Consider the following 20412-nt stretch of genomic DNA (forward strand, 5'->3'; position numbering starts at 1 on the left):
GTGGCGCAGCTCTCGGCGTCCTCCCGTCGCGACTCCCCCGCCGTGGTCACGCGCTGCGCCTGCGCCGCAGCTGTAGGGCTTCGGCCGATCGCTACTCGGCCATCCCCACTCGCGAATCGACACCCGCGCCACGCGCTATCCGGCCCGCGAACGGTGTTGCCGTTGCGTCCCGGAGCGAACGGGCGAATTGGCCGTTTTGCTGGCCATCCGCCGGATGGAGCTCGCGTCAGCCGTTCTCGCCGTGCGCGTTCCAGTCCGGTGGCAGGTCGACGACGTTCGTCTGCTGAACGGCGCACACCCACCAGGCGCCGTCGCGTTCGACGAGCGTCCACGTCCCGGAGTTGCGCCGCACGTCGCCATCCGGGGTGGTCGTTTCCTGCAGCGTGTGAGCCACTGCGACATCGGGCGCGAGCAATCCGCATTCCTCGACGTTCATGCGGACGCGGAATCCGCGCGCATGTCCCCCCAACCGCTCCTCGTGGTAGCGGTGGATCGCGTCCCAGCCGCTCAGCCGTTGGCCGGCTGCGGTGACCTGGACGGCGTCTTGCGCGAAGTGGCCGTCGAAGACCTCCGCGTCTTGTCGGTGGAACCCGTCCTCCAGGCCACGGAACACTGCTTCGATCTTCCGTCGCGTCGTCTCGTCGAGCGGCCGGCTCGCGGCACTGGGCCTCATGATCGCTCCTTCACTCCGTTCCCCGGCAAATGGGCCGAGCGTTCCTGCGAATGGTGGGGCGCTTGACGACAATCGCAGCGCGCACCACCACGACCGGTAGCCTACTCAGCACCAGCAGCACCGAGCGGTGGAAGATCCAGAATTCCGGCAGCAGACCAGCGGAATGCCGATCTCCGTCGGCACGGCTGCGCGGGTTCTCAGACGTCGTCGGGCGAGGACAGCAGCGGCGCCGCGCAGGTGGCCGCTCGAGTCGCGGATCCCGCAACCCGGTGGCGTCCGAGGTCCCGCCACGTGCGCCGCCACGCGCACCCCGAGCTGAAATGTCCCCCTAGCACGTCAGATAGCGGGTGAGCATGGCTACGAGTTCGTTCTCGAGCCTGGTCGCGTCGACCGGGTCCGGTTCGGCGATGAGCCGGTGCACGACCAGCTCGACGGTGTTCACCACCAGGCGGGACGCCGTGTCGGTATCGGTCACGCGGATGTCCGGGTGCTGGTCGAGCAGGTCCTTCGTGGTCTCCAGCAGGACGCGTTCGTGGTGGTTGACCTTCTCCAGGAGTTCCGGCAACAGCGGCGCCTGCTCCAGCATGATCCGCAGCAGCCGCGGATCGTCGTGCAGGTGGCTCTCGATGGTCGTGCGCACGAAGCCGCGGATGAGTTCTTCGGCCGGCTCGGACCGATCCTTCCAGCGGTGCTCCTCGGTCGCTGCGATGCCGATGTCGAGGTGCCTGACCAGCAGTTCGGCCAGCAGCGCGTCCTTGTTCGGGTAGTACTGGTACAGCGATCCGATGGAGACGCCCGCGCGCTCGGCGATGCGGTTCGTGGTGCCCGCGGCGTAGCCGTGCTCGGTGAAAACGTGAGCAGCCGCGGTGAGGATGCGCTGCCGGGTGAGTTCGGCGCGCACCTGCCGGGGTTGTTTGCGCGGCTGGAGCGGCTGCTTCCCGTGCGTCATGACGCCTCCTGGTCGTCGGCGAAAAGCGAGTAGGCAAGAACTGAACCTTTGCTCATAATAGTGTCATGACCAGCACAAAAGGCGATAGCAGCGTCCGTCCGCGGCGCGTCTCGATCGAGGAGATCCGCGCCCGGCTGGGCGAGCCGGAGGAAATGATCAAGGCCAAGGTCGGCGACCACGTCGACGAGTTCGCGCGCCGGTTCATCGCGCATTCCCCCTTCGCAGCGCTGGCCACCTCCGATGCCCGAGGGCGTGCCGACTGCTCGCCGCGCGGCGACTACCCCGGTTTCGTCAAGGTCCTCGACGAACGCGCGGTCGCGATGCCGGACCGTCCGGGCAACAAGCTCGCCGACTCGTTCGCCAACCTCGCCGAGAACGACGGAGCCGGCCTGCTCTTCCTGATCCCCGGGATGCGGGAGATGTTGCGCCTCAACGGAAGCGCCTACGTCACCGACGAACCCGACGTGCTCGCCCGGATGCGGACCGAGGCCAAGGCACCCGAACTGGCGATCCTCATCGAGGTCGAGGAGGTCTTCTTCCACTGCGGACGTGCGCTGCTGCGTTCCCGGTTGTGGGACCAGGCGAGCCAGGCGCTCGCCGAGGAGGTGCCCACCGCGGGCGAGATGGCCGTCGCGCAGATGGGCGTCGACGTGGACCCCGAAGTCCTGCAGCGCAAGCTCGAAGACGGCTACCGACACCTGTACTGAAAGGCCCCGCGTCGCAATGCAACACACGATCATCGAGAGCATCGACCGGGTCACCGACGACGTGGTCTCGCTTCTGCTGCGCGGGGCCTCCGGCCCGCTGGCTCCGTGGGCACCCGGTGCGCACGTCGATCTCGCGCTGCCCAACTGGCTCACCCGGCAGTACTCGCTGTGCGGTGACCCCGCCGACCCCGAGCGCTACCGCGTGGCCGTGCGCCACGACCGGCTCAGCAGGGGCGGCTCGGAGTACGTGCACCGGTTCCTCGATCCCGGCCGCGGGCTCGAGGTTTCGCTGCCCCGCAACCACTTCGCGCTCCAGCACGCGCCCGAGTACCTGTTCCTCGCGGGCGGGATCGGCATCACCCCGCTGCGCCCGATGCTGCGCGAGGCCGTCGACCGCGGCGTACCGGCCACGCTGGTCCACGTGGGCAGATCGCTGCCGAGCATGCCCTTCGCCGAGGAGTTGCGCGCCGAGCACGGCGAGCGGGTTCGAGTGTTCGACACCGAGCGGCGCGGCAGGCCGGACTTCGCCGAGCTCGCCGCCGGGCTCGGCCCGGACGCGTTGATCTACTGCTGCGGCCCGGGATCGATGATCTCCGCGGCCGAGTCCGCCTTCCCCGCCGGGCGCCTGCGCGTCGAGCGGTTCCAGCCCGCGGCGCGAACCTTCCCGCCGAACACCGCCTTCGAGGTGGACTGCGCCCGAACCGGTCGCACCGTGCGAGTCGGCCCCGAGGACACCGTGCTGGACGCGCTCAACCACGCCGGCTACGCGCTGCCCTCCGGCTGTCGCGAGGGCGTCTGCGGCAGCTGCGAACTCACCGTCCTCGACGGCGAACCCGAACACCGGGACGACATCGGCGCCCCGGAAGGCCGCATGTATTCCTGCGTTTCGCGCGCCGCCACGCCGAGGCTGACCGTGGACCTGTGAGTGCGGCCCTCGCGCCGCCCCCGGGAACGCGCGGGTCGGCGCAGCGCGTGATGCGGGATTCGCTGATCGAGCGACGCGCGCTCGTCCGGGAACTTCTCGGCGGGCGCCGCGACACCGCGCACCGAACGACCCGCCGCGCGTGCTGCCCGTTCCGGATCATTCCTCCGTGCTCCGCACGCCGGTCGCACGTCGTTTCCGGGTCAGGATTGACATGCCGCCCAGCACCATTCCGCCGAGCACGAGCGCGCCTGCCAGCGCCTGCTGGCGGGCGCGCGCCTCGTCGCACTCCACGATCGCGCGGTGCTCCTCTTCCGACAGCAGAACCTGCCGGAAGCCCCTTGGCAGATCCACGCCGAGCAGCTGCTCCAGTTCCGCGGAACGCTGGAGCGCCGTCCCGCATCGCGTCACGAGAGCCCCCGACGAGTCCGGGCCGACTGCTGTCATCGCCACCCAGCTCGCGAGCACCACGCACACCACCGCACCCAGGGCCATCCCCACTGGAGTCCGCACGAACCGCAGTATTCACCGGCCATCCAGAACCCCGTCGCGCACCCCGGCCCGGATCGGTTCCACTCCTCGTGGAGCGATGACAGTTCCGCCTGCGGAGACATTTCAGTTTGTGGTTTGCGTGGCGGTGCCGGGAGCTGAGTCCCACACCCGCATGCGGATCCGCCGCATACTGAAACATCTCCCAAAACTGTACGGCCGAGGCGGGCGCCCCGACCGATCCCCTCCTCTGGCGAAAGGGCGGTCATGAACGGGCGACCCGTTCCAACTGGGCGCGAGCCGCGCGCTCGACTTGTCGCACGGCGAGCAGTCCGCCGACGCCGGGAACGACGGCCAGGGCTTTGGCTGCGATCGTGGCTGTGCCGAGGCGCCAGGTCGCGATCACGACGAACAGGTAGGCGAAGCCGTGCGCGGGCCCCATCAGCGACGAGACGGGTTCGAAGTGGACGGTGAGCAGATTGGCCAGCAGCACGATCAGCGAGACGAGTTCGAAGCGGGCCGCGATGCGCAGGCTGGCGGGAGCGTCGCGCTGCAAGGTCACACCCCTGTGGTGGAGCCGGGACCGATGATCATCAGGACGGTCACCGTGGCCCACAGCAGATTGAAGATGCCGGTGAACCCGGCCAGGCGAGCCGGTGACAGGGGTGGCGGGGTCGAGTCCGAACTGCCGCCCATCGCGGCCAGCGCGCGGTCCTGGGCCGGCAGGATCAGCAGCGCCAGCAGTCCTGCGGCCGCCGCGGTCAGCAGGATCGAGGTGATCAGCCATGCGTCACCGAGAACGCCGAGGCTGCTCGCCGTGGCGAAGCCGAAGAGGGGAACGGCAACGCCGATACCCGCGTAGACGCGGCAGATGCGGTGCAGCGTCCGCAGGGTCGTCAGTGCGGCGTCATCATCCGGCTCGGCGAGGACGCGGCGCAGCGTCGCGGGGAACATGCTCGCCGCGACGGTGACGGGACCGACGGCCAGGAGTGCGGCCAGGACGTGCAGGGACAGGAAGAGCTCGGTCACGCCTGGCTCCCCAGGATGGCCTGGCGCCGGCCGGTGACCTTCGAGGCCGGCAGCTTGCCAGCCCTGGAGATTCCCCCGGAGCGCGTCGCCGTCGACGGTCAGGTCGAAGGCGAGGTCGAGCCGCATGGGCTTGGTGATGGCCTGCGTCCAGGTGAGCCGGTCGCCGTCGTGAACGACGTCGTTCAGCGGCACCTCCTCACCGGCGCCGTGCGCGGTTCCGGCCAGAACGCCCTCGCTCCGGCGGAGTTCGACCACGACCTCCATCTTTCCGATGGGGGTGGCGATGGACAGATCCCAGGTGCCTTCAACGGTCATGCTGGTTGTTCCTGACTGTGCGTGCGGTACGGCCCGCGAGCAGGGGCCGGGCTTTCAGAGGACGGTGGGAACCGGTCCGCGGGCGCGCCAGACCGTGCCGCGCCGCTCGTGGGCGAACAGCTCCTCGACCGCGTGGGCGATGCGCGGCCCCACCTCGCGCTCCAGCAAGTAGAGCCCCAGATCGATCCCGGAGGTGACACCGGCGCCGGTGATCAGGTCGCCGTCGTCGACCAGACGGGCCGGGACCGCGCGGGCGCCCGTGGCGTCCAGCAGGTCAAGACCCATGTGGTGGGTGGTGGCGTTGCGCTCCTCGAGCAGACCGGCCATGGCCAGGACGAGCGAGCCACCGCAGACGGCGGCGACTGTCACGCCCGGGTCGTTCATCGCCTGCTTCAGGAGGGCGGGCAGCTCGGTGGTCAGCGTGCGCCCCAGCAGAACCGGGATGAGCTCGTCCTGCTTCCACTCGCTCGCGCCCGCTTCCTCCTCCGGGACCTCGCCGGGTTCGCCGACGCGGCCGGAGGCGCCGGGAATCAGGATCATGTCCGTCCGTTCCGGATCGAGGGCGGCGGTGGCGCGCAGCTCCAGACCACCGGTTCCGCTCACCACGCTGCGCGAGCCCTCGGCGGAGACCAGCTCCGCGGTCACCGCGCCGTCCGATGCCATGCCGCCGGCGTGGAGCACCTCGTAGGGAGCTATGGCGTCGAGCGGATCGAAGCCGTCGAACAGGACGATCTGGACGTTCATGCGGCTCCTCGGGGTCGGTTCCTCGTCGGCACCAAGTAGTCAACCGGCCGTCGCTCCGATCGCCCAGTGGCACGAGCGACAGTTTCCAACGAGAAATTGCCAACCGCTTCCCACCGCCGCTGAAAGGCTGTGACATGGGCTTATCCGGAAATCCGCGCGGATCCGCCGCGCGGCGAGGAGGTACGTTCTGGCCATGCACACCGTCGCCGTTCTCGCGTTGGACCAGGTGATCCCGTTCGACCTGTCCACCCCGATCGAGGTCTTCAACCGGACCCGCCTGCCCGACGGGCGGCCCGGCTACCAGGTCCGAATCTGCGCCGAACGCGACGAGATCGACGCGGGTACCTTCACCTTGCGCGCTCCCTGGGGCTTGAAAGCGCTCGAACACGCGGACACGATCGTCGTGCCGGGCGTCAACGACCTCACCGCCCCGCTCCCGCCCGCCGCGCGGGACGCGTTGCGGGCGGCCGCCACCGGGGGAACGCGGATCGCTTCGCTCTGCGTGGGCACCTTCCCGCTGGCCGCCACCGGACTCCTCGACGGGCTCCGCGTCACGACCCACTGGCGCGCGGCCGAGCTGCTGGCCGCACACCATCCGAGCCTCGACGTCGACCCGGACGTCCTCTACGTCGACAACGGCCAGTTCCTCACCTCGGCCGGCGCCGCCGCAGGCCTGGACCTGTGCCTGCACATGATCCGCCGCGATTACGGTTCAGCCGTGGCCGCCGATGCCGCCCGCCTCTCGGTGATGCCGCTGGAGAGGGAGGGCGGACAGGCGCAGTTCATCGTCGCCGACCACGCCCCCGCGCCGCGGGGATCCGACCTGGAGCAGCTGCTCACCTGGCTCCGCGACAACCTGAGCCGCGACCTCGCGCTCGCCGACATCTCGGCCCAGTCCGGGACCAGCACCCGGACCCTCATCAGGCGGTTCCGCGATCAGACCGGCACCACCCCGCTGCAGTGGCTGCACCGCGCGCGCATCCGCCAGGCGCAGCACCTGCTGGAAACCACCGATCACTCGGTCGAACGCATCGGCAGCCAGGTCGGGTTCGGCTCGCCCACCACCTTCCGAGACCGATTCAAGCGCACCACCGGCGTCAGCCCGCAGACCTACCGCCGCACCTTCAGCTGAGCTCGGCAGCCCGATCGGCATCAGAGCGCTCCTCGACGTGCGATCGCTACGCGAGCCGACAGACGTTTTATTTCACTCATCACTGATGCCACCGTGTAAATCAACATACGGCCGGAATGTCACATATCGGAGTTGCTCCCCACTCAACCTGAAGGGAATTCATCCGTTCGGCGGATCTCGCCTTGAAGGATTCGTGACTGCCGGTTAGTTTCGTGGAGGTGCATCACGATTTGATCACGGTGCACCCTCCAGGCAGCCGCCCGCCCCGGGGCGTGGCCGGAGATTCCCCGACACGAAAGGCGCACGTGGCCGATTCCCCCAGCGCAGGCCGCCGCCCCCGAGGCCGGTATCCGACGCGCAGCCGACCTGCCATGTCGGCACCGCCGGTCAGGCGGCCTGCGATTCGCGCCAGCGGAACCGGGCCGAAGGGCCTGCGCCGATGGTGACCACTTCGCTGCGAGCTCCCCAGGTGGCCGCTGGCACGCGAATCCGGACGACGGCTCGGCGCGTGCGCCGTTCGGTTGCCGGACTCGTCCTGAAGGCCGCCGCCGGAGCTTCCGCGCTCACGTTGACCACGCCGGCAGCAGCGCGAGCGGCCACCCCGGACAGCGCTGCGGCGACCTCCCCCGGTGCCGTGCCCGTGACCGCTTCCGACGGAGTGCCGCTGCACGTCGAGGTCGACGGCGATCCGGTAGCGCCGGTGACCGCCGTGCTGTGCCACGGGTATCTCGCGGACCACAACGTCTGGCACTTCCAGCGCTCTTCGCTCGCCCGTCACGCCCGGGTGGTCGCCTACGACCACCGGGGGCACGGCCGGTCCGCGCTGAGCGGCACCCACGGGCTCGACCTGGATCAGCTGGCCGACGACCTGGCCGCAGTTCTCGACCAGGCCGTCCCGGAGGGGCCGGTAGTGCTGGTGGGCCACTCGATGGGCGGTATGACGATCATGGCGCTCGCGGAGCAGCACCCCGAGCTCTTCGGCGACCGGGTCGTCGGCGTCGGGCTGGTGACGACCGCGGCCGCGCCGGTCAACGGGCGGGCGGTGCTACCGCCCGAGGTGGCCAACCTGGTGCTGGCGGCCATCGACCGGCTGCGGCTGACCCGGGTCTCCTGCCGGGTGCTTCGCAGCGCCGCCCTCGTCGTGGCCCGGGGCTTCGCGTTCGCCTCCCGCGTGCCGCCGTCGCTGGTCGACTTCGTCCTGCAGCTGACGCGGTCGAATCCCGTCCACGCGTTGGTCGCGCTCGTCCCCCAGTTCCTGACGCTCGACAAGCGCGCGGCCCTGCCCGTGCTGGGCAAGGTGGCCACGCTCGTGGTCGGAGCCGCGCACGACCTGACCATCGCACCGGAGCACAGCGCATCGATCGCCCGAGCGATCCCGGGCGCCCGGCTGGAGATGATCCCCGACGCCGGCCACATGGTGCCGCTCGAACACCCCGCGGCCGTCGATGAACTCCTCCAGCACCTCATCGCCCAGGTGAGCGGGCGCGCCGTTCGCTCCAGCTGACGCGCTCGGCCATCGACGTAGCTTCCGTCGAACCTCCCTCAGCCGAGGCGTTGCTCCAGCCACGTGCTGTGGACCGGGCCCGCGGTGAGCTCCGGGTCGGTGACGAGGCGGCGGTGCAGTCCCGTCGTGCTGGCCACGCCTTCGACGTGGAACTCCGCGAGGGCCTGGCGAGCCCGGGCGTAGGCCTGGTCGCGGTCGTCTCCCCAGCAGATCAGCTTGGTGATCAGCGAGTCGTAGAACGGGCTGATCCGATCTCCCTGCGTGATGCCGGTGTCCACCCGCACGCCCGGCCCGCCGGGCAGTCGCAGCTCGCTGATCTCGCCGGGTGTCGGGGCAAAATCGCGTTCCGGGTCTTCGGCGTTGATCCGCAGCTCCACGGCGACGCCCCGGCGCTCGATCGACTCCTGCGCCAGGCTCAACGGCCGCCCCGCGGCGATGCTCAGCTGCTCGGCGACGAGATCGACACCGGTGATCATCTCGGTGATCGGGTGCTCCACCTGGATCCGCGCGTTCATCTCGATGAAGTAGAAGTTGCCCTCAGCGTCGACGAGGAACTCGACGGTTCCCGCGCCGCGGTAGCCGACGTGCTCGGCCAGCCGCACCGCCGCCGATGCGAGCGCCTTCCGGGTCTCCTCGCGCAGACCCGGTGCGGGCGCCTCCTCGATGAGCTTCTGCCTGCGCCGCTGCACGGAGCAGTCCCGCTCGAAGAGGTGCACTGCGTGGCCGTGGTCGTCGGCGAGGACTTGCACCTCGACGTGGCGGGCCTGCGGTACCGCCCGTTCGAGGTAGATCGCCGGGTCCCCGAACGCCGAGCGCGCCTCCGCCTGCGCGGTCGGCAGCACCTCGAGCAGCTCGTCGACGTCCCGAACCGGCCGGATACCGCGCCCGCCACCGCCCGCGGAGGCCTTGAGCAGCAGCGGGAACCCGATCTCCGGAGCCAGTCGGGCCACGTCCTCGGGATTGTCGATCGGGTCCGTACCGGGGACGACCGGCACGCCGGCCGCGGTCGCGGCACTGCGCGCGGCCGCCTTGTCGCCCATCTGCTCCAAGACCGACGGGCGCGGCCCGATGAAGACCAGGCCCGCCTCGTCGATGGCCCTGGCGAACGCACCGTTCTCGGACAGGAAGCCGTAGCCCGGGTGCACCGCGTCGGCCTCGGCGGTGCGCGCGGCTTTGAGCAGCGCGTCCGAATCCAAATAGGACTTCTGCGCGGCGGAGCGGCCGATGTGCACGGCGTCGTCGGCCATCCGCACCCAGCGCGCGTGCTCATCGGCGTCGGAATAGACCGCGACGGCTTCGAGACCGGCGACGTGACAGGCTCGGATGACCCGGACGGCGATCTCGCCGCGGTTGGCCACGAGCACCCGCTGCAGTCCGGTCATGCCTCATCGACCTCGAACATCGTCTGGCCGACGTCGACCTCGTCGCCGTCGTCGAGCAGGATCCTGCCGACGCGGCAGTCCCTCTCGGCCTTGACCTCGTTGAAGGTCTTCATCACCTCGATGAGACCGATGGTCTGCCCGGCCTGCACGACACTGCCCGGTTCGATGAAGGGGTCCGCGTCGGGCGATGGGCGCCGGTAGAACACACCGGGCATCTGCGCATCCACTGTGGACATGTGCTCTCCCCCTGTTCTCAGGCGGTCGCGACCGCCGCCCGCGCCTTCTCCAGACGTGCACGCCGTTCCTGCCGGGCCACCACCGCGGCGTTGATCTCCACCTGCTCGAAGTGCACGCTGCCGCCGGTCCTGGCCTGCGCCATCCGGTCCCGGTCCACCGAGATCACCGTGCCGATCGTCGCGTAACCGCCGCCGGTGACCGCGTCGTTGAGCAGCACGATCGGCTCGTCACCACCCGGGACCTGCACGGAACCGACGGGATACCCGAGGTCGACGACGTTGGCCTGATCGCTTCCCGCGCCGAAGGGCTGCTCGCGTTCGACGAACTCCAGCGACCCGCCGCGCAACCGGTAACCGACCCGGTCGGCGTCCTTGGTCACCTTCCACTCGGTGTCCAGGAACGATTCCAACGCGCGCTCGGTCAGCCGGTAGGCGCACAGCCCGACGACCAGGCGCAGCACGGTCGAATCCGGCAGTTCCGGACGCAGCTCCGCCGGGACCTCGGTTCCCGCGGGCGGAACCGCGGACTCCGGTGCGCCGAGCGGGACGCGATCGCCGTCGGCCAGGGCGCGCCCCTCGAAACCGCCGATACCAGTGAGCATGTAGGTCGAACGCGATCCGAGGTACAGCGGCACGTCCACCCCACCGCTGATGGCGATGTAGGGCCGGGCTCCAGCCCGCACCTGCTGCACGGCCAGCACGTCACCGGCCGACAGGCGCAGCGTCTGCCAGGTCTGCGCAGGTTCGTCGTTGACGGTCACGCCGACGTCGGCACCGGTCACCGCCACGCTGCGCGAGTCGGTGAACTCCAGTTCCGGCCCGATGTAGGTGGCTTCCAGCGCCGCGGCGCCGTCCGGGTTGCCCACCAGCATGTTCCCGACGGCCAACGAGTACTGGTCCATGGCGCCGGAGGGCGGCATCCCGATGGCGTACTGGCCATCCCGCCCGGAGTCCTGAACGGTCGTGGACAGCCCGCTCTTGCGCACGTTCAGCGTGTTCACCGGTACAGCACCTCCAACAGCCGGGCGTTGACCGCATCCGGATCGGCCAGCAGCTCACCGGGCACCAGTTCCGCCTCGCGGATGCGGTAGCGGAACCGACCGGCCTCGACCTCCTCGCGGGTGCGCTCGTACTCATCGCGGTCGATGGCCCGGTACCGCAGGATGTCGCTCGGGCGCGGGAACGCGATGTCATCGGCGAAGTCGGGCAACCGCTGCGCGAGATCGAACACGGGCGCGGGGGCGATGCCGAACAGCTGGTAACCGCCCGCACCGCGCACCGGGTAGACCACGGCGAAGGCGCCCCCGTAGCCGAAGGCGCGCTCCGGGGTATCGGTGCGCGGCCGCACGTACTTGGGGACTTCGATCTGCCTCTCGCGCGGGACCATCTGGTAGCAGAACGGCAGTCCCGGTACGAATCCGAGCATGGTGACGAGGAACGGGGCCGCCGTGATCGACTCGATCATCGATCCCACATCGGGGAAACCGTTGATGCGAGCGCCGTATTCGAGGTCGGTGACCTCGGGGTCCTGGTGCCGGTCGCGGAAGCGCATGAGCGTTTCGCGGGTCCACGGGTCGTCGAAGAGCACCGGCACGTCGACGATGCGCGTCTGCACGGCGTCGTCGTTGTCGAGTACGCCTGCCGTGCGCTCCAGCCTGCGCAGCTCCTCGACCAGATCGGCCGGGTGCAAGCGGTCCGGGTCGAGCCGCACCAGGTAGGAGGCGTTCGAGGGGCAGATGTCGATGACGCCATCGATGTTCTCGCGGCGAAGCGCACCGGTGATCGCCATCGCCTTGAGATTGGCCTGCAGGCTCATCTCCCGGTCGATCTCGACGAAGACGAACTCGTCACCACCGAACTCATACCGCGCGGGCGGTAGCTGAAGCTCCATTGCGGTCACGGCGCACCTCCGCATACCCCGACGAGTGCCCGTTGAGAATGCGCCGCTGGACGGCTCGACGCAGCGCGTCGGTCACCAATCGACCACCTTTGGGTGAGAAGGCAGGCTCAGTGATCTGCGGACGGCAACACCGAAAATTACGGTGGACGCCCGACCTGGAGGTGATCCGTGCGCACTCTCGTCGATCTCAACGCTGATGCCGGGGAGAGCTTCGGGCGCTGGCGGCTCGGTGATGACGCCCGCCTGCTGCCCCTCGTTACCTCGGCGAACATCGCCTGCGGCTGGCACGCCGGCGACCCGGCGACGATGGCCCGGTCGGTTGAACTGGCTCGCGAGGGGCAGACCTCCATCGGTGCGCACCCGGGATTGCCCGACCTCGCCGGTTTCGGCAGGCGCGCCATGGCGCTGAGCCCGTCCGAAGCCGCCCAGGCATGCCTCTACCAGTTCGGCGCCCTGCAGACCATCGCCGCCCACGGCGGCCAGCAGCTCGCCCACGTCAAGCCGCACGGCGCGCTGTACGGCCTGACGTTCAAGGACGAAGCGGTCGCGGAGGCCGTCGTGGAAGCGTTCGCGACAGCGGTTCCGGGCGTGCGGGTGGTGCTGCTGGCCGGGCCGGTGTCCGAACGCCTGGCCCAACGCGGCTTTCCCGTGGTGCGCGAGGCCTTCGCCGATCTCGACTACAACGATGAAGGCCACATCATCATCGAGCCCGACCCCGCGGCCAAGTCGCCGCAAGTCTGCGCGGACCAGGCCGAGGCGGTGTTGCGCGGCGAGGTGCGCTCCGCGGACGGCAATCCCGTGCAGGTCGACGCCGATACGATCTGCCTGCACGGCGACCGGCCGAACGCGGTGGAGATCGCGGAGGCGATCCGCGAGCGGTTCGCCTCCGCGGGTGTCCGCCTCGTTCCGATGGCCGAGGCCGCCGACGCTCGGGGTTAAGGAGACATTTCAGTTTGCCGTGTGCGTGGCGGTGCGGGTGGCGGAACCTGACGCGCCGTGTGGCTGCGGGATCCGCTCCTTGAGCAGCGGCCTACGCGGCGTCGCGGCTGTCCTCGCCACACCACGCGTCAGAACCCGCGGCGGCGCAAGCTGAGCCCCGCACCTGAAACAGCGGCTCCGCCGCATCCTGAAAGGACCCCTAAGGGCCTTGCAGCGATGTGGCGGAGCCGCGTGCGGTGCGGGTAGCACCCCGTGCGGCTCCGCCACACCAATCCCGAACTGAGACCTCCCCTGAATCAGCCCGCCGGTAGCAGCACCTCGGAAACGGGGATGCGGGAATCGCTCAAGTGGTCGCCTTCCGGGCTGAACGGCGGCACCGCGCTCGGCAGGCAGTCACCCAGCAGCAGCGAGTCCACGGCTCGCTCCTCCGGTCCGGCGCTGACCACCGACGTGCCGTCCGGGGCCCAGATTCCCGAGTTCCCCCGGTATTCCCACTGCCCGCGATCCGAGACCTCCCAGCCGCGCCGGTTGACGTAGGCGACGAAGACCCGCCACACCGCTGCCATCGCGGGAATGATGTGCTCGGTGGCATCGGGGTAGGCCACCAGCGTCGGAGCGCCGGTGCGCAGCGTGAAGTGCCGGTCGGCGGCGGTCGGCCCGACGATGAGCCGCGCTCCGCGCTCCACCAGGCTCTGGTAGAGGGGCGGGAACTCGCACTCGTAGCAGTTGAGCAGCCCGACCGGGAGACCGTTCACCTCGACCACCGGCGGGAATTCGTGCCCCGGAGTGAAGTTCTCCCGCTCGGCCTCGCCGTAGAGGTGCGTCTTGCGGTAGTTGGCCAGCAACTCGCCTTCGACGGCCAGCGCGACCGAGTCGTGCAGCGCGCCGTCGGCGGCCCGCTCGACGTAGGGCAGCACGATCGCGAGCTCGTACCGGGTGGACAACTTCCGCGCCAGCTGCACGGTCGGTCCATCGCACGGTTCGGCGAGCTGTTCGCACTGCTCGCGGTCGAGCGCGTAGCCGGTGTTGAAGCATTCCGGGAACGCGCACAGCTGACAGCCGTAGCTGGCGGCCAGCGCGATCACCTCCTCCAGCCTGGCCAAGTTGTCGGTCACCGCGTCCGTCGTGCCGGACGGGTTCTCGCCCTGGAACAGCGCGATGCGCACGCCGGTTCCATCGCGCGGTGGTTCGCGGTCGGTCAACCTGCTGACGATTCGGACTGGACGCATGAATATCTCCTTCTTCCGATCAGTTCGCACTGGCGATGAATTCCTCGACAGCGGTCGCGATGTCGTCCACGTCGACGGACGTGAGGTCGTTGCGTACGACGATTCGCATCACCTCGACGTCCTCGAGGTGCGGAGGCAGCGCGTAGACCGGCGCGGACCAGCCGCGCTCGGCCAGGTGCTTGGCCAGGTCCCGCAGACCGATCGGCGGTTGTGCGGTAACCGCGACGACCGGTAGGTCGCTACCGTCTCCGAGCAACCGCAGCCGCCCCGTGGCCCGAAGCCGGCTGGCCAGCTCGCGGGCCAGCGATCGGCAGCGCGCGTGCACAGCGCGGAAACCGGTGAACCCGAAGCGCACGAAGTTGTAGTACTGGAGCACCACGGGCGCCGCCGACCTGGAGAACGTCAGCTCGTAGTGGGCGTCGTCGCCACCCAGGTAGTTGACCCGGATCCCCAGTTCGGGACGACGCCTGCTCCGATCGCGCCACAGCAGCCACCCCAGGCCCGGCGGCACCATTCCCGACTTGTGCCCCGAGGCGTTGATCGACACCACCCGCGGAACGCTGAAGTCCCAGAGACGCTCGGGATCCAGGAACGGTGCGATGAACCCGCCGGAGGCCGCGTCGACGTGCAGGGGCACGTCGATCCCGGACCGCTGCTCGATCCTGTCCAACTCCTCCGCGATCTCCGCGATCGGCTCATAGCGTCCGTCGAGAGTGGACCCCAGAATGCCAACTACACCGATGGTCCTTTCGTCGCAGAGTTTTTCGACTGATTCGGGACCGAGCGTCGTTCCCTCGGTGCTGGCCGGAGCGACGCGCGGTTCAACACCCCAGTGCTTGCAGAACCTCTTCCAGCAGGCGTGCGCGCCAGCGCCCATCACGAGGTTCGGGCTGGACAGCGCATCCCCGGTGCGTTCTTGCCAGCCGCGCAGCAACGACGCGCCTGCCAGCAGCGCCGACTCGCTCGACCCGGTGGTCGCGCTGCCCACGACCCGGCTCGTGTCGGCATGCCACATCTCGCCGATGATGCGAACGCATTCGCGCAGCAACGCGTCGACCTCCGGGTACTGCTCGCGGTCGACGAGGTTGTGGTTCAGGTACGCGCTGTAGAGCCGCTGGGCCTCCGGTTCGATCGTAGTGGTCAGGAACGTCGCGAGGTTGCGCTCCGGCGGGCACCCGGTGTGCAGCCTCCCCTGGACCGCGTCGAGCGCCGTTTCCGCGTCCGTTCCGAAAAGTGGTAACCCGCCCCGAAGTTGCGTCGGGAATTCCGATGATTCCTCGCACGACTTCGGTAAAGCAGACATCGTCGAGAACTCCGTTCTGTCGGTGTGCGGAACGATTTCCACGCTATGGCGAGTCGAGTACCGGTTGCCATGAACATTTCGCCCCACAACTTCCGGACTAGTCCCGCAGTTGGACACTGGTCCACGCGGGGGCATTTCCCTACTCTTCCGAGGGATTCGAGATTCGGGCCGTAGTTCGCGCGGAACCCTGTGCCGACATGAGATGTAGGAATGGACGGGTGCAGGGTGCCCCGGACGAACCGCCGAGTGGAGGCGCTTTCATGGCCCGTTCCCCTGACCGAGCTCTGGACCGGGCTATCACCGCGCTGCTGCACGAGGCCGTCCAGCACTCGCGCGCGATGCGCCAGGTCATGAGCCAGATCGGTCAGCTGGTTTCGCTGCGGATCAACATGCTGCAGGGCGATGGGCCTGCTGATCCCGCCGAGACGGCGTTGACCGAGTTGCTGTCACCGCTGACGAAGCGGGAGAAGGAGGTGCTCGATCACTTGGCGCGCGGCTGCTCGAATCGGCAGATCGCGCGCTCATTGGGGATCTCGGAGCGCACGGTGAAGAACCACCTGAGCAACATCTTCACCAAACTCGGCGTCGGAGACCGCACTTCGGCCGTCGTGAAGGCTCTGGGTCGCAACGATTGACGCTGGCCGGAAAATGTCACCGCACGTGCAGGAGCAGCCCAGGTCGCTGCTGCGACCGAAGCCCGCGGCAATTCGCCCGCATCGCGAACCTAGACGCGACGAGCGGTGGCCGTCCTACCGGGCCTCCAGCGGCGCCCCGCGAGCACGGCGGACAGGGGTGTGGAGGCAGCGGAACCCGAGGGCGACGAATCCGACTCGCACGCGCACGTCACTGCTGTTCACCGCCCGACCATCGCAGCACGATTCGGCCGTTGTGCGCGCGAGCCTCGTGGCTGGGCCGCCCGAAGACCGCCGGACCGTCATCGACGTCGCCGCCGGCCATCTCGAAGCACGAACCCGTGCAGCGGGCACACCCCCACCTGATCGCCCGCCCTTCTCCAGCGCTCCCCCGGGCGTGGCTGCGGACCGCACCGCTCGCCGCCGGGCGCCCGGAGCGCTTTCGGGGCAGCAGCACGGGCTCGCCGCCCACTTCCCCGCGCTTCAGCTCGTCGGATGCCAGGTCCTCGTCGGCGTGAAATCATCAGCGCCCCGAGGCGCAGCGCTCTGGTTGACCCGGGCGCCCGCCCCGCAGCTGAGTTCACCGCCGATGTGAGCCGCCACGCCGGAGGACGCGAGCGCTGCCGCGGTGGCTCACCCTGGCCAGCCCTCGACGACCCCCGGCGCGCGGGCGCCGAGCCGCGTTCCGTCGAGCGAGCTCCGCAGCGGCATGGCGCTCCGAAGGACGCTCCGCAGGACGGGTTGGGACCTGTCCTCGATCGGATCCAGTCACGTCAGTCGTCGGGCCAACCGCCGGCCGAGCATCTCCTGCGGCATCCGCGTCTCCATGATCGGTGCCGTCGCCACCTCGCTCCCGACGCGTTCGTGCGCGGGGGGCCGTTGCGACTCGACCACACCGCCTGCGACGCGAGCGCCAGGCACGAGAGCAACCTGGCAAGATCCATTCCTGTTGGAGCGCAGGAAAACGTCCGCAGCTGTGAACCGGCCCGGGCCCCGGTAGCGCGAAGACCCCGTTCTCGGCCCGCTGCCCATGTCCGCTCCGCACCGGGGAACAGCTGACCCGGTGGGCGCAAGGCCCCCAGCGGCGGGTACACCACGACCAGCGCCTCAAAGAGGATCGACGATCCTCCATCGGACTCGGTGCCTTCTCCCTCTCGCGCCAGCGAACCCGCACCAACCGGATCTTCGCTGTGCTCGCCGCTGCCGAACCCTCGTTCGAAAGCGGCGGTCGACCGGCTGCGCGATGAGTCCCCGTGCGGTAGAACGAAGAGAGGAACGCCGGGAGCCGCGAACCAACCACGCTGCCCGTTCGACTCACCTGGCGGTGAGCCGGACGCGCAGCGGCGGCGATGCCGTTCGAACCGCCCACGATCGCATTTCGTCGAATGACCTGGCAGAGGCAGGAGCCGTGGCTCAACATCCCCTCGAGGACATGTACGCCGCCCGGGAGGCGCTCAACCGCGCCGGCAGGAGTTGCGCGAGCACGGACCTCGCCCAGCTCGATTGGCCTCCGTTCGGCGCGGCGCTGCTCGGGGTGCTGAGCTCGTTGCACGACCTGGCGAACGCGTTGAGCACCAAGCTCGACGAGGTGGACCGAGACGCCCTGTACCGGGAAGCGCTGCGCGACCACCCCCACGAAGCTCTCGATCGTGCGGTCAGAGACCTCGAAGGCGTGTCCGCGGTCCTCGGCACGGCTATGGGACACGCGAGCGAGTACTGGGAAGAAGCACAGCACATCCACGAGTACACCACCTCGCGCGAACAGGAGTGATGTCGGCGCACGGTCCCCGAGCGCCGACCAGCGACCCACTGCGCGAGACGTGGGCAGGACCGATGTCCCGCGATCGGCAACGAGCACGATTGACCAACCGGTGGGCACGGGTAGCCGATCGGCACCACGAACCCGCGGTGGAGGGATCATGCCGAGCACACGACCACTCGACCCGGTCGAACGGTGGCGGGGAGACCCGGGCGAACCGGAGAAACCGGATGAACCCGCCAGCCCGGACGTGCCGACCCCGCCGAGCAAGCCCGCGGTCCCGAGCGCACCGGAGAGCCCGGACAAACCGGAGACGCCGGATCCCGAGATGCCGGAGGCGCCCGAGCTTCCGGACGCGCCGGAGAACCCAGAAGGGCACCACGCACGCGACCCGCTCGGCACAGGGCGTTCGCCGCGTGGGCATCCGAGCGGGCAGCGCCGCTGAAGACCGGCGGCAGGTCGGTCCGGCGGTCGCCGCTGAGCACGCCCCTGGAGACCGAAGTCCGCCACCTGGGTGCGACTGGCGAGGCCGCCGGCTGGCGCACCCTTCTGACGATGGCCGATCTCGTCGCGGAGCTCGACCCGGCCTCGAGCTGCTCGTTCGCACCCGGGGCACAACTGCGCGAGCCGGCGACCTTGCACGACGCGCTCGCCCGCGAGCCGGCTGTCCAGCGGCGAGGCCCGGGCTCGCGGTTCGGCGCAGCCCTGGCCGGCCACCCCGGCGACGCGCATCGGACCGCGACGCCGCGTACGAGCAGTTCCGGGATGATCTCCGCGCCGTCCCGGACGCACTCGGGTGATCGAGCCGCCGCGACCTCGATTCCCGAAGTAGAACTTGTTATCATCCTTCTCGGTGTTCGGCCGCACCAACAGCACTTCAACGCAGCATCGGACCCCACTAGAGGCAGGAACCTGTTCCACGGGAGGGTGGATGCAGACCGTTACCGATCTCCTCCTGGCGCGGGCCGATGACGAGCGCCCCGGACTGCGGTTCGAGGGGTGCGAGTGGTCCTGGGCGCAGGTGGTGCGGGCATCCACCGAGCACGCCGCGCTGCTGCGCGACCTGCGCTCGCCGGGTCGGCCCTTCCACGTGGGGCTGCTGCTGGACAACGTGCCGGAGTTCGCGTTCCTGCTCGGCGGGGCCTCGCTGTGCGGCGCGGTCGTGGTCGGGCTCAACACCTCCCGCAGCCCCGCCGGGCTGGCCCGGGACGTCGCGCTCTCGGACTGCCAGGCGGTCATCACCGAGAGCGCGCACGCCGACCTCCTGCGGCACACCGAGATCGCCACGGACCGCGTGCTCAGCATCGACGACCCGTCGTGGCCCGACCTCAGCACGCGCGGAGGCGACCTCGACGTCGCACCGGCCAAGCCCGATGACCTGCTCATGCTGATCTTCACCTCCGGGACCAGCGGGGAACCCAAGGCTGTCCGATGCACCCACGCCAAGATCGCCGGACCCGGGATCATGCTCGCTCGCCGATTCGGACTGTCCGCGGAGGACACGGCCTACCTGTCGATGCCGCTGTTCCACTCGAACGCGATCATGGCCGGCTGGTCGGTCGGATTGGCGGCGGGCGCCGCGGTAGCGCTGCGACGCAGGTTCTCCGCGTCCGCTTTCATCGACGACATCCGGCGTTTCGGCGCCACCTACGCCAACTACGTCGGCAAGCCGCTGTCGTACGTGATGGCCACACCGCCACGCGCGGACGACCGGGACAACCCGCTGCGCGTCGTCTACGGGAACGAGGGATCCGGTCCAGACGTGAGCGGGTTCGGCGAGCGCTTCGACTGCACCGTCGTCGACGGGTTCGGCTCCACCGAGGGCGGCGTGGCGATCTCCTCGGATCCGCATCGGCCTCCGGGATCGCTCGGCCTGCTTCCGGACGGTGTGTCCATTCTGGACCCGGAAACGGCGGAACCGCGCCCGGTAGCGCGCTTCGACGCCGACGGGCGCCCGGTCAACGCCGACGAGGCCACCGGAGAACTGGTCAACACCGCCGGAGCCGGGCAGTTCGCGGGCTACTACGGCGATCCCGAAGCCACCGAGCAGCGCATGCGCGGCGGCATGTACTGGAGCGGCGACCTCGCCTATCGGGACGCGAACGGCTACTGCTACTTCGCCGGTCGCTCGTCGGATTGGCTGCGGGTCGACGGCGAGAACCTCGGCACCGGGCCGATCGAGCGGGTGCTCAATCGGCACCCGGACGTCGTCGAGGCCGCCGTGTACGCGATACCGGATCCGGCCGTCGGCGACCAGATCATGGCCGCGATCGTGCCCCGCGACGGCGCCCCGGACCCGCGGGCGTTCGAGGAGTTCCTGGACTCCCAGCCCGACCTCGCGCGCAAGCAGTACCCGCGGTTCGTCCGCATCGCCCGCTCCCTCCCCCGCACACCGACGCACAAGGTCCGCAAGCGCGATCTGGCCGCCGAGGCGCTGAACTGCGAAGACACCATCTGGACGCGTGCCGGAGGCGACAGCGGCTACCGGCTCGCGGCCGAAGCCGGCGGAAGTGCGGCCGCGCGGTGAACCTCGGGCAGGGCAGGCGTCTTCCTGCGGAGCGGTAACGC

22 protein-coding genes are annotated in these 20412 nt (G+C 69.7%); 9 read left to right on the forward strand and 13 right to left on the reverse strand.

What is annotated here, in order from left to right; all coding sequences use genetic code 11:
- Positions 1-226: 226 nt before the first annotated feature.
- Entirely contained in the window at positions 227-673 is a 447-nt protein-coding gene (locus ABD289_RS20630; protein ID WP_344135409.1) for an SgcJ/EcaC family oxidoreductase, read from the reverse strand.
- A 328-nt stretch (positions 674-1001) separates the two neighbouring features.
- Positions 1002-1622, reverse strand: a complete 621-nt coding sequence (locus ABD289_RS20635; RefSeq protein WP_344135412.1) for a TetR/AcrR family transcriptional regulator — start codon at positions 1620-1622, stop codon at positions 1002-1004.
- Positions 1623-1687: 65 nt separating this feature from the next.
- Between ABD289_RS20635 and ABD289_RS20640 the strand changes: the two genes are divergently transcribed.
- Both ABD289_RS20640 and ABD289_RS20645 read left to right on the forward strand, forming a co-directional pair.
- Positions 1688-2329: an MSMEG_1061 family FMN-dependent PPOX-type flavoprotein gene (locus tag ABD289_RS20640; protein WP_344135415.1), complete on the forward strand. Its 642-nt coding sequence runs from the start codon at positions 1688-1690 to the stop codon at positions 2327-2329.
- A 16-nt stretch (positions 2330-2345) separates the two neighbouring features.
- Positions 2346-3254 (forward strand): PDR/VanB family oxidoreductase, encoded by a 909-nt coding sequence (locus ABD289_RS20645; RefSeq protein WP_344135418.1) that lies wholly within the window; start codon positions 2346-2348, stop codon positions 3252-3254.
- A gap of 156 nt (positions 3255-3410) precedes the next feature.
- Here ABD289_RS20645 and ABD289_RS20650 read toward each other — a convergent pair whose 3' ends face one another.
- The 4 genes from ABD289_RS20650 to ABD289_RS20665 form a co-directional block, all read right to left on the reverse strand.
- Positions 3411-3764, reverse strand: coding sequence for a hypothetical protein (locus ABD289_RS20650; RefSeq protein WP_344135421.1), 354 nt, complete (start codon positions 3762-3764; stop codon positions 3411-3413).
- A gap of 241 nt (positions 3765-4005) precedes the next feature.
- The gene (locus ABD289_RS20655) at positions 4006-4302 is read right to left on the reverse strand and encodes a DUF3817 domain-containing protein (protein ID WP_344135424.1); all 297 of its coding nucleotides are present in this window, start codon (positions 4300-4302) and stop codon (positions 4006-4008) included.
- Entirely contained in the window at positions 4299-4769 is a 471-nt protein-coding gene (locus ABD289_RS20660; protein WP_344135558.1) for a hypothetical protein, read from the reverse strand. Before ABD289_RS20660 ends, ABD289_RS20655 begins: the two co-directional genes overlap by 4 nt.
- A 369-nt stretch (positions 4770-5138) precedes the next feature.
- Positions 5139-5828: a DJ-1/PfpI family protein gene (locus ABD289_RS20665; protein WP_344135426.1), complete on the reverse strand. Its 690-nt coding sequence runs from the start codon at positions 5826-5828 to the stop codon at positions 5139-5141.
- A 193-nt stretch (positions 5829-6021) separates the two neighbouring features.
- On the opposite strand from ABD289_RS20665, the gene ABD289_RS20670 reads away from it, so the two are divergent.
- Complete coding sequence (locus tag ABD289_RS20670; protein ID WP_344135429.1) at positions 6022-6960, forward strand: GlxA family transcriptional regulator; 939 nt, start codon at positions 6022-6024, stop codon at positions 6958-6960.
- Positions 6961-7468: 508 nt separating this feature from the next.
- Positions 7469-8464 (forward strand): alpha/beta fold hydrolase, encoded by a 996-nt coding sequence (locus tag ABD289_RS20675; protein WP_344135432.1) that lies wholly within the window; start codon positions 7469-7471, stop codon positions 8462-8464.
- Positions 8465-8502: 38 nt separating this feature from the next.
- Here ABD289_RS20675 and ABD289_RS20680 read toward each other — a convergent pair whose 3' ends face one another.
- The 4 genes from ABD289_RS20680 to ABD289_RS20695 are packed head-to-tail and all read right to left on the reverse strand — an operon-like array spanning position 8503 to position 11973.
- The gene (locus tag ABD289_RS20680; RefSeq protein ID WP_344135435.1) at positions 8503-9846 is read right to left on the reverse strand and encodes an acetyl-CoA carboxylase biotin carboxylase subunit; all 1344 of its coding nucleotides are present in this window, start codon (positions 9844-9846) and stop codon (positions 8503-8505) included.
- Positions 9843-10082, reverse strand: a complete 240-nt coding sequence (locus tag ABD289_RS20685) for an acetyl-CoA carboxylase (RefSeq protein WP_344135438.1) — start codon at positions 10080-10082, stop codon at positions 9843-9845. Before ABD289_RS20685 ends, ABD289_RS20680 begins: the two co-directional genes overlap by 4 nt.
- 17 nt (positions 10083-10099) lie before the next feature.
- Complete coding sequence (locus ABD289_RS20690) at positions 10100-11083, reverse strand: 5-oxoprolinase subunit C family protein (protein WP_344135441.1); 984 nt, start codon at positions 11081-11083, stop codon at positions 10100-10102.
- Complete coding sequence (locus ABD289_RS20695) at positions 11080-11973, reverse strand: 5-oxoprolinase subunit B family protein (RefSeq protein WP_344135561.1); 894 nt, start codon at positions 11971-11973, stop codon at positions 11080-11082. Before ABD289_RS20695 ends, ABD289_RS20690 begins: the two co-directional genes overlap by 4 nt.
- 177 nt (positions 11974-12150) lie before the next feature.
- Between ABD289_RS20695 and ABD289_RS20700 the strand changes: the two genes are divergently transcribed.
- Positions 12151-12921, forward strand: coding sequence for a LamB/YcsF family protein (locus tag ABD289_RS20700; RefSeq protein WP_344135444.1), 771 nt, complete (start codon positions 12151-12153; stop codon positions 12919-12921).
- A gap of 296 nt (positions 12922-13217) precedes the next feature.
- Here the strand turns inward: ABD289_RS20700 and ABD289_RS20705 are convergent, their stop codons facing one another.
- Positions 13218-14150 carry a nitrilase-related carbon-nitrogen hydrolase gene (locus tag ABD289_RS20705; protein ID WP_344135447.1) on the reverse strand — a complete coding sequence of 311 codons (933 nt, stop codon included), beginning with the start codon at positions 14148-14150 and terminating at the stop codon, positions 13218-13220.
- A gap of 19 nt (positions 14151-14169) precedes the next feature.
- Positions 14170-15453: a glutamate decarboxylase gene (gene gad, locus ABD289_RS20710; RefSeq protein WP_344135450.1), complete on the reverse strand. Its 1284-nt coding sequence runs from the start codon at positions 15451-15453 to the stop codon at positions 14170-14172.
- A gap of 260 nt (positions 15454-15713) precedes the next feature.
- On the opposite strand from gad, the gene ABD289_RS20715 reads away from it, so the two are divergent.
- Entirely contained in the window at positions 15714-16088 is a 375-nt protein-coding gene (locus tag ABD289_RS20715) for a response regulator transcription factor (RefSeq protein ID WP_344135453.1), read from the forward strand.
- Between the two features lie 208 nt (positions 16089-16296).
- Here ABD289_RS20715 and ABD289_RS25460 read toward each other — a convergent pair whose 3' ends face one another.
- Complete coding sequence (locus tag ABD289_RS25460; RefSeq protein WP_486374883.1) at positions 16297-16587, reverse strand: Rieske (2Fe-2S) protein; 291 nt, start codon at positions 16585-16587, stop codon at positions 16297-16299.
- A gap of 906 nt (positions 16588-17493) precedes the next feature.
- On the opposite strand from ABD289_RS25460, the gene ABD289_RS20720 reads away from it, so the two are divergent.
- From ABD289_RS20720 to ABD289_RS20730, 3 genes are all read left to right on the forward strand, one after another.
- Positions 17494-17856 carry a hypothetical protein gene (locus tag ABD289_RS20720; protein ID WP_344135456.1) on the forward strand — a complete coding sequence of 121 codons (363 nt, stop codon included), beginning with the start codon at positions 17494-17496 and terminating at the stop codon, positions 17854-17856.
- A gap of 148 nt (positions 17857-18004) precedes the next feature.
- A complete protein-coding gene (locus ABD289_RS20725; protein ID WP_344135459.1) occupies positions 18005-18289 on the forward strand; it encodes a hypothetical protein in 285 nt (94 codons plus the stop codon).
- A 486-nt stretch (positions 18290-18775) separates the two neighbouring features.
- Positions 18776-20371 carry a long-chain-fatty-acid--CoA ligase gene (locus ABD289_RS20730; protein ID WP_344135462.1) on the forward strand — a complete coding sequence of 532 codons (1596 nt, stop codon included), beginning with the start codon at positions 18776-18778 and terminating at the stop codon, positions 20369-20371.
- The last annotated feature ends 41 nt before the right edge of the window (positions 20372-20412 follow it).

Origin of the sequence: Saccharopolyspora halophila, from assembly GCF_039531955.1 — a bacterium.
Taxonomy (GTDB): Bacteria; Actinomycetota; Actinomycetes; order Mycobacteriales; family Pseudonocardiaceae; genus Saccharopolyspora; species Saccharopolyspora halophila.